Here is a 14375-nt window from a genome sequence, read left to right on the forward strand (position 1 = left end):
CGCATGCCGCGCTGGGACCGCTGGTCACGCAAGGCGAAACGGATCTGGGCGGACACCGGGCCGTTGCGGCTGGGTTTCACCCTGTTGTTGCTGGCGATCGCGCTTTTGGTGGCCCGTTACAGCTGGAACCTGCCGCTGATCGTCGCGGCGGAGCGGGGTTCCTACGATGTGCGCACAACCCTGTTCGCGCCACGGGTCGATCAGGATCCGCGCATCGTCATGATCGTGTACAACGACCAGACGCTGATCGACACCCGCAAGCGCTCGCCGCTCGACCGGAGGACCCTCGCACAGGCGCTGCGCACTATTGACGCCATGGGGGCCAAGTCGATCGGCATCGATATTTTGTTCGACCAGCCGCAGGACGAGGATGCAGAGCTGCTCGCGGCGTTCCGGGCGATGAAGACGCCGACCTGGATCGCCTATGCCAATGTCGCGACCAACGACGACCAGATCATCTACGACCAGCAGCAGTTCCTCGACGGCTTCGTGCGATCGCTAGGGGGGACCGCCGTGCGCCCCGCCAGTATCCGCCTGCAGGTCGATGCCGATGGCGTGGCACGCAGCTGGCCGGAACCCGCGCCCGGCCTGCCGGAGCTGCTGACCCGCGCGATGGAGCCGGTCCCCGGCTACGCGCGCTATCAGGGTAGCGTCCGCTACCGCATGGCCGCGAGCGAGGACCGGCCGGCCTTTGCATCCCTTCCCATCGACCTGTTTCGCGATCCGGCGATGGCGCAGGCGCTCGCCGATCAGGTCCGCGGCCGCCATGTGCTGATCGGCGGCGATATTGTCGATATCGACCAGTTCGAAACGCCGATGACGGCGACGACGGCGCGGACGATGGTCGGGCTGGAGGTGCATGCACAGATGCTTGCGCAGATGCTCGACGGGCCGCCGTGGAAACGCCTGCCGAACGGGGCGCTGTGGGCGGTGGCGGCGCTCGTCGTGCTGGCGGCAGGCCTGACCAGCCTTACCGAGTTGCGCTGGTTCCAGCTGCTTCCCTATCTCGGTGCGCAGCTGCTGCTGTTCGGCGGCTTGCCGGTCTGGCTCGCCTGGCGGGGCGTCGACACCCAGAATCTTCCCGCAGTGGGTTGGGGGCTGGGGTGGGTCATCGCGTTCCTTGCGCTCGGTTCGGCGGCACGGGCGGTGGGTGCGCAGCAACGCCGCTTCGCGCAGTCCGCACTGGGGAAATATCTGCCCCGCGACATCGCCACGCAGATCGTGCAGGAACCGGAAAAGCTCGCGTTGCACGGTGAGAAGCGGGAGATCTTCGTCGTGTTCACCGACCTTGAAGGCTTCACAAAGCTCTCGCACTCCATTTCGCCGGAACTGGTCGCCAGTCTACTCAACCGCTATCTCGATGCGCTGAGCGACGTGGTGCTGGCGCACGGAGGCACGATCGACAAATTCGTCGGCGACGCGGTGGTCGCCTTCTGGGGCGCGCCGATTGCCCGTCCGGACGACGGCACCAACGCCGCGAAGGCGGCCTACGCCATGTGGCAGGCGGGCGAGGCCTTCCGCCGCCATCTGCCCGAGGGCGTAGCGAGCATTGGCAAGACGCGCGTCGGCCTGCACTGGGGCGAAGCGATTGTCGGCAATTTCGGGGGCGAGGGCCGCATCCAGTATACCGCGCTCGGCGACAGCATGAACACCGCCGCGCGCCTCGAGAGCGCCAACAAGAGTCTTGATTCCAGCGTCATGGCGAGCCGGGAGGCGATGGAGCGATCCGGCCTCGACTGGTGGCGGCCGATGGGACGGGTGGTGCTGCGCGGTCGCGCCACGCCGGTCGAGATCTTCGAGCCAGCCCCCGATTTTCCCGCCAGTGACGTGCATCACTTACAGGATATCCTGAACGGGCTATTGACCAATCGACAGCAAGGGTTGTCGGATCTCGCCGCGCTGGTGGCGCGCTATCCCGATGACGCCGCGCTGCAAAATCTGTATATGCGGGTGGAGCACACCCCGAGTGGAGAAGCCTATGTTCTGGACTAGCCATTGGGCAAAATGCGGCGCGGCGATGATGGCCCTTGCGGCGCTTGCCCCCCTTGCGGCGCAGGCCGAAACCATCGTGGTGCGCGCCAGCGGTCCTTCGGCCAAGACCTATACGCCGGGCAAAAAGCTGGCCGATAACAGTTCGGTCACACTGAAAGCGGGCGATGTGGTGACACTGCTTGATGGACGGGGCACGCGCACCTTGCGGGGGCCGGGCACCTTTGGCGCGACGGCGAGTGCGGCGGGCAGCGATACACGCACCAGCCTTGCCGCGCTGCTCGAAACCAAGCGCGTGATGCGCGCGCGGACCGGGGCGGTGCGCGGCGGAGTCGGGGCGGAGGCGAGCGCGCCGCGCAGCCCGAACCTCTGGTATGTCGATATCAGCCAGACCTCGGTCGCGTGCGTGCCCGATCCCGCCAATGTCCGGCTGTGGCGTCCGTCCAGTGCCGATGGCGCAACCGTCACGATCACCGCGAAGAGCGGCGGCGCGAGTGCGCCCGTTATCTTCGGCGCGGGCGAGGCGGTGGCGCTGTGGCCCGCCACTCTCTCGGTGACCGATGGCGCGGTGTACAGCCTCAGTTGGCCCGGCCTCGCCAAACCGATCGACATTGCCCTGTCGGTGATGGCGCCGGGGACGGAGGGACTGGAAAGCATGGCATCCACGCTGATTTCGCGTAAATGCGACGCGCAGCTCAATCTGCTGGTGGAGACAGTGGCGCTGCCCGATCCGGCGCCCGACAGCGAATTGTGACCGGTCGCGGCGGCGCGATCCACCGCAATCGGAAGGACTATCGCCTTGTATAAAGCGGACCCGGCTGATAGCGTCCCCGCCGCGGAACGCGCCGGATAAGAAGCCAACAGGCTCAGAGGCAGGCGCGATCTTTCGTGTCGCAACGGACAGTGTTCGTCCCCGTCATCCGGCGGGGAGGAAGCAGAATGGAAGTGACAGGCGCGGACCCGACGGCAGGGACCGCGCGCACAATTGGGGGGCTTATGGCGTTGCGGCGCAAGGGGAGTTTTCGCGGACAGATTTTCGGGGGATGGAGCACCGCTTTGCTGGCGCTGTCCAGCGCCGCGGCCCCCGCGATCGCATGGGCGCAGGCTGCGCCGGGCAATCCGCCGACGCGTGAGGAACTGGACCGGGCGGGCCAGGTCGCGCCGGACGTGCGCGGGCCCAGTCGCCTGACCGTGGAGGGAGGGGTGGAACGCGCGCCCTGCGCGCTCGCCGACCCGCAATATGCCGCGCTGAAGGTTCGCATCACCCAGGTCGATTTTCGCGGACTGAAGGTCGTGACCCCCGATATGCTGGCGGACAGCTGGCGCGATCTTGCCGACCGCGAAATGCCGATCGCGAGCCTGTGCGAAATCCGCGATCGCGCCGCAACGGCGCTGCGGCAGATGGGCTATCTCGCCGCCGTTCAGGTGCCGCCGCAGCGGATCGGTACCGACGGCAAGGTGACCTTCGACGTACTGATGGCGAAGCTCGTCGGCGTGCAAGTCCGTGGTGACGCGGGCAACAGCGAGAAACTGATTGCCGCGACGCTCGACCAGCTGAAGGCGCAGCCCGTGTTCAACGTGCACGAAGCCGAGCGGTCGTTGCTGCTCGCCCGCGACCTGCCCGGTTATGACGTGCGCCTGAGTTTGCGCCCGGCCGGGACGGCGCCCGGCGAAGTGATCGGCGACGTGACGGTCACGCGGGAGCAGGTGCGTCTTGACGTCAACATTCAGAGCTGGGGATCGCATCCGGTCGGCCGCTGGGGCGCGCTGGCGCGGGTCCAGCTCAACGACATCACCGGCATGGGTGACATGACCGCGATCAGCCTGTTCAACACGCTGCAGACGCGCGAGCAGACCGTGCTCCAGATCGAGCACAGCATGGCCCTCAACGCCGACGGGCTGCGGTTGGGCGGCGAGTTCACCTATGCGTGGAGCAAGCCGGATATCGGCGCGCCGGTCAAGTCGCGCACGCTGATCGCCTCGGCGCATCTGAGCTACCCGCTGATCCGGCAGCAGGCCCGGACGCTGGTCGCGAGCGGCGGCCTGGACATCGTCAACCAGCATGTAGATTTTGGTCCCGCAGAACTTTCGCGCGATCGGCTCCGCGTGCTGTTCGCGCGCCTCGATGGGCAGTGGATCGACTCCGCCAGCCTCAACAGCACGACTGGTTTTACCGCCAACGAACCGCGCTGGCGGCTGGGCGGATCGGTCGAGCTGCGGCATGGCCTGTCCGGTCTAGGCGCGAGCGACCCGTGCGTCGGCGCGGCCGTGTGCCCCAGCCGTCCCGAGGGCGACGCGAGCGCGTTTGTGCTGCGCGCTTCGGTGGCGGGCGAATGGCGGCCCGTGCCGATGGTCACTTTCGCGCTGTCGCCGCGCGGACAGTATAGCCATCGCCCATTGCTTGCCTTTGAGGAAATGAGCGCGGGCAACTACACCATCGGCCGGGGCTATGATCCCGGCACGCTCACCGGCGACAGCGGTCTGGGCTTTGCGTCCGAGGTCCGGCTGGGCCGCGCCGTGCCCGTTTCGGTCAAGGATCTTGCGATTCAGCCCTATGCCTTTTTCGACGCCATGTGGATGTGGAACAAGGACAGCGGCTTCAATGGCCTTGATCCGCAAAAGCTCTCGTCGGCGGGCGGCGGCGTACGGCTGGCCTGGGGCAATCGCGGGCGGATCGATTTCAATCTTGCCGTGCCGTTGCGCGATGTCGGCGGCCTCAGCCAGCGCGGCAATGTTCGTGCACTGCTTTCTTTGACCACCCAGCTTTGGCCGTGGAGACCGTGACCATGACCGGCACCCTTTCGCCCGTTTCCCCTCGCATGCCTGCCCGTCGGCGGCAGTGGATGAACCGCCTGATGTCCGGCGTCTGCGTCGTCGGCGTTGCGGTCGCCCTTGGCACCTTGACGTCAGGGGAACGCGCTTCGGCAAACGGCTTCGCGGGTACTGGTACGGTCAGCGTCGGCGGCGCGGACGTTCAGATCAGTTCGGGCGCGGACACCGTCACGCTGTTCAACGGCGTGTCGGTCGCGGTGATCGACTGGACGCCGACCGACACGAGCGCGAGCGGATCGATCAACTTCCTGCCCAACGGCAATGCCGTGCAGTTCATTGGCACGGCGGGCGACTTCACGGTCCTCAACAATATTCGCCCGACCGATGGCAACAGCAACCCGCTCATCAACCAGATCATCCAGCTCAACGGCGCGATCAGCAGCACCGTATCGGGCGCAACAGGCGGCAAGGTGTGGTTCTACACGCCGGGCGGATTTCTGGTGGGCAGCACCGCGACGATCAATGTCGGCGGTCTGGTGCTTTCGTCCAGCGCGATCCCCGACGCCAGCGTCGGCGCGGGCACGATCAACTTTACCGGAACGGCGAACAGCGCATCGTCGATCACCATTAACAACGGTGCGAGCATCACCGCATCCAATACCGGCAGCTATGTCGCGATGGTTGCGCCGCGCATCGTGCAGGGTGGTACGGTCAACGTCAACGGATCGACCGCCTATGTCGCGGCGGAGCAGGCGAGCATCAGCGTCAACGCCGGGCTGTTCGACATTGCCGTCACGACCGGATCGGGCGACGCCAACGGCGTGGTGCACACTGGCACCACCACCGGGCCCGCGTCACAGAGCAATCCGGTCAACAGCATCACCGACGACCAGCGCGTCTACATGGTCGCCGTTCCCAAGAACCAGGTCATGACGATGCTGTTGTCTGGTACGGTCGGTTATGGCGAGGCGGTTTCGGCGCAGGCGGAAAGCAGCGGGATCGTGCTTTCGGGCGGGTATGATGTCGCGGCGGGGGCGATCGGCGCGCTGAGCACGACATCGGGCACCGGCGCGACCAATATCAACATGGCCACAACCCGCTTCTCGTCGAAATTGCAGGCGGCCGCCCAGCGCAACGTCGTGTTGCAGCCGACCGGCACACTCACGTTCGAGGCGGATGCGGATATTTCCGCGCAGAACAGCGTGCTCGTCTTCGTCGGACAGAACGCGGCGATCACCGCGCAGGCGAGCGCCAACAGCACCATCAACGCGCCGGTTGACCTGACGCTGCGCGGCGGGACCGGTTTGAACGGCGGCACGGTCAGCGTGACGACATCGGGCACCACTGCGGCGGCCGCCCAACAATTTGCGGGCTCGCTGACTGTCAGCGGCGATCTCTCCTTATTGGCGACCGGAGATGGGGACTTCGGCCTGGGATCGGGACCGACGCCTGCCAATGGTCCCAATGCCGTGGGGGGCACCGTGTCACTCAGCGCTTCGGGCGACGCGGTCGTGACCACGGACGGGTTCATTCTTGATGCGTCGGCGCAGGGCGGCAAGGGGACCGTGTCCTCGGGCAATGCGACGGGCGGCACGGTCACACTTGCTGCATCCGGCACGTCCAGCATCACCGCCAACACCGTGAATTTCGATGCCAGCGCCAATGCGGACCCCGTCGGCGTCAATCCCCAGACCGGCGGAGATGCCGCGGGGGGCACGATCACCATCGGCGCGACCGGCGGTGCCTATCATTTCGGAGCGGTGAGCGCGGATGCCAGCGCCCAGGGCGGCACGTCGCTCAGCGGTCCGGCAGGGGATGCGATCGGCGGCACGGTGAACATAGCCCTCAGCGGCGGTGTACACGACTGGGACTCGTTCTTTGCGCTGACCAAGGCGTCGGCGGGCGGAAGCAACGCCGGAACCTATGGGGCGGCAACGCCGGGCGGCGGCATCACCATGACGGTGAGCGGCCTTGCCGGTCCCACTACGCCCACGTCGCTGACCATCGCCAATTTCGCATCGCTTAACGCCAATGCGGAAAACGATATCGGGATCAGCGGCGGCACGTTGCAGGCGGGCACGATTGCGGTGACCGCGCAGGATGGCGGAGTGCTGGCGTTCAACGGTGGGCTCAGCGCGAGCGCCTCGGCCAGCGAAACGCCCGGCAGTCTGGCGTTCCCCGGATCGTCCAGCGATGCACAGGGAGGTGTCATCACCCTGTTGGCAGCGGGCGGCACGTTGAGCGCCGACAGCCTGTTCCTGTCAGCCAACGGCACGGCGAGCGAGGCAACGACGGTCGCCGGGAACGGTTTCGGCGGCACGATTACCCTGTCCGCGACCAGCCAGAACGGCGCGCGCGGCGCGTTAACATTCGGTGACAGCACTGGCTTCGGCAACAGCAGCGCGATCGTGGCCGACGGTTTCGGCGGGTCAGGGGCCGTGGGAGCCAATGGCCGGGGCGGCAGCGTCACCATTTTCGCCATCGACAGCGACATCACCGGCAACGGTTTTGTCAATATTCGGGCGAACGGCACCGGCGGCGCGTCGGTCAGCCCCACGGGTGGTCAGGGGGGCAACGGCCAGGGCGGGCTGGTCATCTTCGAAAACCGTACAAGCAATGGCACGAACGACGCCAGCATGACGTTCGGCACGCTAGCGGCGAACGCCGATGGCTTCGGCACCCTCATCGATGAAGGCATCGTCTACAATAATGGCAATGGTGGCAGCGGCCAGGGCGGCGACCTGTTCATCGGTGTCTCTACCGGCACCTTTGTTGCGGACAGTGTCGAATTCATCGCCAATGGCTATGGCGGTGCCGTAGGGAGCAGCACGAATGGCACGCGCTATATCGCAGGCGACGGAACGGGCGGCAGCGCAGGTTTACTCGTCAGCAGCGGCGCAAATCCCGGTGTCGCCACCCTCTCATCCCTGACGCTTACGGCGAACGGCTTGGGCGGAGATACACGCCCGGGCGGAGCAGCGTCGAGCCTCGTCGGCATAGGAGGCAACGGCTTTGGCGGCGGGACATCGCTCCAGTTTACCGGCGGCACGCTCAACAGCACGACGATCCGCATGAGCGCGGTCGGTACCGGCACGACGCCGCAGATCAGCCGCGACAGCAATGCTCCGGACGGCGGCACCGGCACGGGCGGTGGCGCGTTCATCGGGGGCAGCTTCGGGACGTTGAACGGCGACACGGTCGTCATGGATACGCGCGGCGTGGGTGGCGAGGGTGGCAGCGTGGCCGAACTGGCGAGCACGCCCAGCCTGGGTCTGGCAGCCGGGGCGGGCGGCGACGGCTTTGGCGGTTCGGCGGGTGTGGACGCGGCGGCCATCGCCTATAATGTCGGCGGCATCACGGTTGGCGCGGCGGGCATCGGTGGAATCGGCGGCCAGAATGAGTCAACCGGCAACGGCGGTGCAGGCGGGGGTGGCACGGGCGGCTCGTCGGGACTCATCATCGATCAGTTCGGCTCTCCGGTGCTGACAAGCATCACGCTCGACAGTCTCGGGCAGGGCGGCGCGGGCGGTCTTGCGGGCCGCAACATCCTGGTGAATGGACAGGTCGTGTTCGTGCCCGGACAGGGAGCGGGCGGCGACGGCGGATCGGGCACCGGTGGATTGGCCAATGTCACGGTCGTGACCGACCCGACCATGGATAACCTCTTCATCCTAGCGCATGGCATTGGCGGCGCGGGCGGTAATGGCGCGACCGGCGGCGCGGGCGGCGATGGCTTTGGCGGCACCGGAACGAGCGGCGCGATCATGAACCTCGCCAACACGACGCTGACCGTCACGGGTATCCTCGAAGCCGGATCAGACGGTACGGGCGGCGTCGGCGGCGCGGGCTTTACCGGCAGCGGCGGCGATGGCGGATCGGGCACGGGCGGAGACGCGGTGATCAATGTCGATGGTGACGGCACGGTCCTGACGACGAACGCGCTCGACATCCATGCCAACGGGTTCGGTGCCCTGGGCGGAGCAAGCGGCACGCAGGCGAGCGGCAATTTCAATGGCGCCAATGGTGGATCGGGGCAGGGCGGCTTAGCCCGTCTTAATGTCACCAATTTGGGCGCGGTGGATGGGACCGCAGGCCTCGCCATCCTCAATGCCAATGGAAGTGGCGGCAATGGCACCGCGGGTAAGGGCGCGGGCAATGGCGGTTCGGGCGGCACCGGCACGGGCGGCGTGGCGGCGCTCCGTGTCGATGGGGCGTCGGCGTCGTTCGCCGATTTAGGCCTGACAGCGGACGGCATCGGCGGCGATGGGGCGCAGGGCGGCCCCGGCGTTCCCGGCGTTCCCAATGGCTCCGGCGGAACGACCGGCGGATTGCCCCCCGGCTTCTTCGGATCGTCGGGCGGTTATTTTGTCGGCAAGGCCGATCTGTTCAAGGACGGCGGGACGCTGGACATTTCTGGTCAGCTTGGCATGCACACGTCCGGGTTCAACGGCGGCGGAGCGGATACCGGTCTGTTCATCACCAACCTCTCCGGGCCGCTCACCGTGGGGAACGCGCAGCTTTATACCGACACGCGCCTGACGCTGGCGGTGAGCGGGACGGGCGCGCTCAATGTCATCGACGATCTGGTCGCCTATGGATCGCAGGGCGTCGATATCACCCATAGCAGCCAGACCACCACGCCGGGCGACACGCTGGCCGCCGGGTCGATCAACATCAGTTCGCTCGGACCGATTACCGCCGGAGCGGGCACCATTCTGCGCGCAACGGATTTCACAGTGATCCAGACACCGGACCGCGTCACGCTCGACCGTGTCATTGGCGGCAATGCCATCACGCTCAGCGGCGATGCCGGTCTGGATGTCGATCGGATTACGGGGACGGGCACGGTGGACCTCGCTTCCTTCGCGGGTACGGTGCAGGTGCGCACCGACCTGGCGACGCCGGGGCTGGTGAATGCAAACGGCCGGACCATCGGGATCAACGCTCTGGGCGATATCGGCTTCAACAGCTTTACCGCGACCAACGACTTTACGTTGAACGCGGCGGGCACGGCGCGTTTCGTGGGCGCGGGCACGGCGGGGTCGATCGGTATCACGTCGAGCGATATCAACATCGGGGCGAACGCCTCGTTGACGGCCACGAACGGATTGCAGCTCACCGCGCGTGGGAACGCTGCCTTCAATTATATCGGCGGCGCGGACCGGACGACGGGCTACAGCCTGTCCGGCGCGGAGATCGGGCGTCTGTTCGCGCACGACATCACCATCAACCCGAACACCCAGTCAGTTATCGGCAGTTTCACCGTCAACGCCGGGACGAACGGCAATTTGGCCAGCAACGGCCAGTTCACGATCAATTCCGCAGGGCGGATGCGGGTTGAGGGCGCAGTGCAGTTCACGGGCCTCGCCAGTACGGGCGGCTTAAGCCTATTGGCGGGCAACGGCATCGAAGTCGTAACAGCGAGCGCAAACGGCGGATCGATCGATCTGCGCGGCACGGGCAATGCGCTGGGTGGCTTTCTCACGCTCACGGGCGCAGCGATCGAGGTGGGCACTCAGTCGGCAATCGACGGGATCACCGGCATTAATATATCGACGGCCCAGCGCGACGCACGGCTCGGCCAGAATGACGGCCTCGTCAACGAGGAGGGATTCCTGCGCGCAGGCAGGATTACCCTCAACGGCAGCGAAGGCGTCTATATCCAGAACAGTGGCGAAGGGACCGGCTTCGATCTGCGGCGCGGCTTCACCACCAACAGCCTGACCATCAACACCGGCGGCGAAATCATCATCAACGGGCGGCTGCTTGACAGCACGGGTGCGTTCATCGTGGGCATTCCGGTTATTGCACAGACGGATATCAACGATTCGTCGGGGACGCAGGCCAGTGGCTACACGCCGGGATCGACGATCAACGGCTGTATCCTCCCCGGAACGGCCTGTGGCATTGTTGTCGACGAACCGCCCGTCGAGACACCCGACACGTTCGAGCGCATTCTGCTGCCGGTCGATCCACCATTGCCCGACAAATTGCTTCCCACCTTCATCCTCGAATTGGGCGAAAGCGACGAGATCGGCTTTCCGCCGCTCATCGACGAGCCCGTGACGGGCGCTGGCAACGAAGATCTGTGGGAAAGGGATTGCGGCGGAACGACCGAAAAAACCTGCCTGTAAGTCGGCGGGGTTGGGGTTGAAACAGCGTCCCAACCTTGGTTAAAGGGCAGCGTCAGGGACCAGCGTAACGACAGCAGAGTCGCACAGAAGAGTGGGCCGTATCGGGCACAGGGGTTCGGTACGGCGATATGGGGGCGTGCAGAATGACGGCGGGGGAAGCCAACAAGCAACGGGTGCGTAGAGCCACGGGGATCGCCGTGGCGCTCTTCACGCTCGCCTGTGTTGCGGCCCTCTGTCTGGCGTTGCTGGGCGGGTTCGGTGAAACCCGCGCCACCGGTGCGACGGCATCGAACGCCAGCGGGCGCGGCTTTACCGGCGTCGCTTCCTGTGCCGGATCGACCTGCCACGGCCGCATGGTGGCCGACGGCAAGATCGTTCGGCAGGACGAACTCGCCCGGTGGCAAGAGCCATCCACACCGGGCGGCGCGCACAGCCGGGCGTTCAACATATTGTCCGGACAGCGCAGCCAGCAGATCGCGGCGACGCTGGGCATCGGCAACGCGGCGAGCGCGGGCGAGTGCCTCGGCTGCCACGCGACACCCGCGACCGGCGAACGCGGCGCGCGGTTCCTGACGAACGACGGGGTGGGCTGCGAGGCGTGCCATGGCGGAGCGGCGGGATGGATCTCCTCCCATTATGCGGTCGGCGCGACCCATGCGGGCAATGTGGCGCGCGGCATGGTGCCCCTGGAAAAACCGACGGCGCGGGCGGCGGTTTGCCTCGATTGCCACTTCGGCAGTGCGCGGCCCGGCCAGTTCGTCACGCACCGCATCATGGCCGCCGGGCATCCCCGCATCAGCTTCGAGCTCGATCTGTTTTCGTCCATGCAGGCCCATCATGACGAAGATGCCGACTATGCCGCGCGCAAGGGGCGCACGGACAGCGTCCGCATGTGGGCGGTGGGGCAGGCGATGGCGCTGGAGCGCGCGCTTTCCTTCTACCAGACCCCCCGCGCCACCGAAGGCGTGTTCCCGGAATTCACCTTTTTCGACTGCCACAGCTGCCACCGCCGGATTACCGATCAGGAAAGCCGGGTGAAGACGTGGGAGGCCAATCCCGGCCGGCCGATCCCTGCGGGCATGCCCCCCTTCAACGACGAGAACATGATCATGCTGTCCGCCGCCGCGAAGGTCGCCGCTCCCGCGCTTGCGGCCCGTTTTGACGCCGACAGCCGGGCGTTTCATGGGGCGCTGGCCAAGGATCGCGCCAGTGCGATCGCCGCCGCCAGCCGTCTGGCGCAGACATCGGGCGCGCTAGCGGGCGCTTTCGCATCCGGCGCCTCATCGGCCGACCTGGGTTTTGCGATTGTCGCCCAGATCGACAGCAGCGTTATCGCGCCGCGTTTCACCGACTACGCCGGGTCGGCGCAGGCGGTGATGGCGATCGACACGCTGCTCAATGCGATGGTGAAGTCCGGCCGGGTGACGGTCGGCGCGGCGGCGGGCATTCGCGCGGATATCAACCGCGCCTATGCGGCGGTCAAGGACGCCAACAGCTATCGCCCGGCGGACTTCCGTTCTGCACTGGGCAGTGCCACGCGCGCGATCGGGGCGCTGCGCTAATGCGGCTTCGGGATCGTCTGGCCGCCCCGGTTGCGGCGCTCGCCCTGCTGCTCGCGTCCTGTGGCGGGGGTGGAGGAAGTTCCTCCTCTCCGGCACCGGTGACACCCACGCCGGCACCCACCCGTTCCTATAGTGACCCCGCGCAGGAAGCGCTGAGCATCAGCGACGTGCAGGCCGTCGTCGGCCATGCTGTCGCCGAAGCGCAGGCGCGCAGCTTGCCCGCGGTGATTGCCGTGACCGACCGGGTCGGCAATGTCCTTGCCGTCTATTCCATGCCCGGCGCGCGCGCGACCGCGACGACCGCAGCGGCGCCCAACGGGCAGAATATCGACGCGCAGAACCTCACTGTCCCGGCGGCAGCGGGGGCCATCGCCAAGGCGATTACCGGCGCTTATCTGTCATCGAGCGGCAATGCCTTTTCGACCCGGACGGCAAGCTATATCGTCCAGGAGCATTATCCGCCCGGCCCGGCCTATCGCGGATTACCGAGCGGTCCGCTGTTCGGCGTCCAGTTCAGTCAGTTGCCCTGTTCGGACCTCAACACACGGCTCAACGATCCCCGCTACCCCGGTGCAGCGAATGATTTCATCGGTCCCAAGCGGTCGCCTTTAGGACTCGCCGCCGATCCGGGCGGATTTCCCCTCTACAAAAATGGCGTCATGGTGGGCGGCGTTGGCGTCATGGCCGACGGGGTCTATGGCCTCGATGCCGACAGCGACACGCGCGACAATGATCCCGAGGAAGCCATCGGACTGGCCGCGACGCGCGGGTTCGAGGCGGACGTGTCGATCCGCGCTGACCGCATCACTGCCGGGGTGCAACTCGTCTATTCCGATATCGACACAGCGCAACTGATGACGAGCAGCGCGGCCGCGCTTGACCCATCGGCGTTCGTCGCGATCCCCGGCTACACCGCCGGTCCGGCGCGCGCGGGCGTCGCCTATGGCGCGCAGGGCTCAGGATTTCGCCGCGCCACTACGGGGGAATTCTCCAACGGCGATGCCTTTGTCCTGACGGACGGCAATGGCGCCAACCGGTTCCCGATCCGCGCGGGGACGGACGCGGGCGATGTCCCGACCCCGCTCACCGCCACGGAAGTTACGGCCCTGCTGGAGGAGGCCTTCAAGATCATGACGCGCGCCCGCGCGCAGATCCGCAAGCCGCTCGACAGTCGGGCGCAGGTGACGATCAGCGTGGTCGATTCGCGTGGTGCGCCGCTGGGCATCGTCCGCTCGCCCGACGCGCCGATCTTCGGCACGGACGTCAGCCTGCAGAAAGCGCGCACGGCGGCGTTCTTTTCCAACACGCGGGCGGGCAGTACCCTGCTGGCCGATCCGAGCGCCGATGTGCGCAGTTTTGTCGCGGCGGCGCAGGCTTTCCTGGGATCGACCGCACTCACGGGACAGAATGCGCTGACCGACCGGGCGATCGGCAATCTCGCGCGGCCTTATTATCCCGATGGGCAGCTCAACACGGCGAACGGTCCCTTCTCCCGCCCGATCGCGCAGTTCAATCCCTTCTCCACCGGGCTCCAGTCGGCGCTGGTGCTCGCCAATCTTGGCGCGCATCTCGGTTTTGTCGTCAGCGGCGGAGCGCAGGCCGATACGCCGCAAAGCTGCACATCGTCATCGCGCCTCGCCAACGGCATCCAGATTTTCCCCGGCAGTGTGCCGATCTATCGCGGCAATACGCTCATCGGCGCGATCGGCGTGTCGGGCGATGGTGTGGATCAGGACGACATGATCAGCTTCCTGGGCGCGCATTATGGCGGACTGCGCACGACCGATGTGCGTAACGCGCCTGGGGCGATCCGCGCGGATACGCTGACCCCGCAGGGCGTGCGGCTGCGCTATGTCCAGTGCCCGATCGCACCGTTTCTCGACACCACCGACCAGCTCAACTGTACGACGTTCTAGCA

The 14375-nt window shown here is 66.6% G+C and carries 6 protein-coding genes; all 6 read left to right on the top strand.

The window, feature by feature from the left end; translation table 11 throughout:
• Positions 1-3: 3 nt before the first annotated feature.
• The 6 genes from FHS92_RS09395 (at position 4) to FHS92_RS09420 (ending at position 14373) form a co-directional block, all read left to right on the top strand.
• Complete coding sequence (locus FHS92_RS09395) at positions 4-1992, top strand: adenylate/guanylate cyclase domain-containing protein (RefSeq protein ID WP_184079812.1); 1989 nt, start codon at positions 4-6, stop codon at positions 1990-1992.
• Positions 1979-2743, top strand: a complete 765-nt coding sequence (locus tag FHS92_RS09400) for a hypothetical protein (protein WP_246351888.1) — start codon at positions 1979-1981, stop codon at positions 2741-2743. Before FHS92_RS09395 ends, FHS92_RS09400 begins: the two co-directional genes overlap by 14 nt.
• 185 nt (positions 2744-2928) lie before the next feature.
• On the top strand, positions 2929-4773 hold the full coding sequence (locus FHS92_RS09405) for a ShlB/FhaC/HecB family hemolysin secretion/activation protein (RefSeq protein WP_246351889.1): 1845 nt from the start codon (positions 2929-2931) through the stop codon (positions 4771-4773).
• A gap of 2 nt (positions 4774-4775) precedes the next feature.
• Positions 4776-10895 carry a hypothetical protein gene (locus FHS92_RS18550; protein ID WP_184079814.1) on the top strand — a complete coding sequence of 2040 codons (6120 nt, stop codon included), beginning with the start codon at positions 4776-4778 and terminating at the stop codon, positions 10893-10895.
• Between the two features lie 143 nt (positions 10896-11038).
• Complete coding sequence (locus FHS92_RS09415) at positions 11039-12457, top strand: multiheme c-type cytochrome (RefSeq protein ID WP_184079816.1); 1419 nt, start codon at positions 11039-11041, stop codon at positions 12455-12457.
• Complete coding sequence (locus FHS92_RS09420) at positions 12457-14373, top strand: heme-binding protein (RefSeq protein WP_184079818.1); 1917 nt, start codon at positions 12457-12459, stop codon at positions 14371-14373. The genes FHS92_RS09415 and FHS92_RS09420 overlap by 1 nt, the downstream gene beginning before the upstream one ends.
• The last annotated feature ends 2 nt before the right edge of the window (positions 14374-14375 follow it).

Source organism: Sphingobium subterraneum, from assembly GCF_014199435.1.
GTDB classification, from domain to species: domain Bacteria; phylum Pseudomonadota; class Alphaproteobacteria; order Sphingomonadales; family Sphingomonadaceae; genus Sphingobium; species Sphingobium subterraneum.

What these genes read in the sequence shown, in the direction of transcription:
- FHS92_RS09395 (WP_184079812.1), top strand. Translation starts at nt 4, where the DNA reads ATGCCGCGCTGGGACCGCTGGTCACGCAAGGCGAAACGGATCTGGGCG.
- FHS92_RS09420 (WP_184079818.1), top strand. Translation starts at nt 12,457, where the DNA reads ATGCGGCTTCGGGATCGTCTGGCCGCCCCGGTTGCGGCGCTCGCCCTG.
- FHS92_RS18550 (WP_184079814.1), top strand. Translation starts at nt 4,776, where the DNA reads ATGACCGGCACCCTTTCGCCCGTTTCCCCTCGCATGCCTGCCCGTCGG.
- FHS92_RS09400 (WP_246351888.1), top strand. Translation starts at nt 1,979, where the DNA reads ATGTTCTGGACTAGCCATTGGGCAAAATGCGGCGCGGCGATGATGGCC.
- FHS92_RS09415 (WP_184079816.1), top strand. Translation starts at nt 11,039, where the DNA reads ATGACGGCGGGGGAAGCCAACAAGCAACGGGTGCGTAGAGCCACGGGG.
- FHS92_RS09405 (WP_246351889.1), top strand. Translation starts at nt 2,929, where the DNA reads ATGGAAGTGACAGGCGCGGACCCGACGGCAGGGACCGCGCGCACAATT.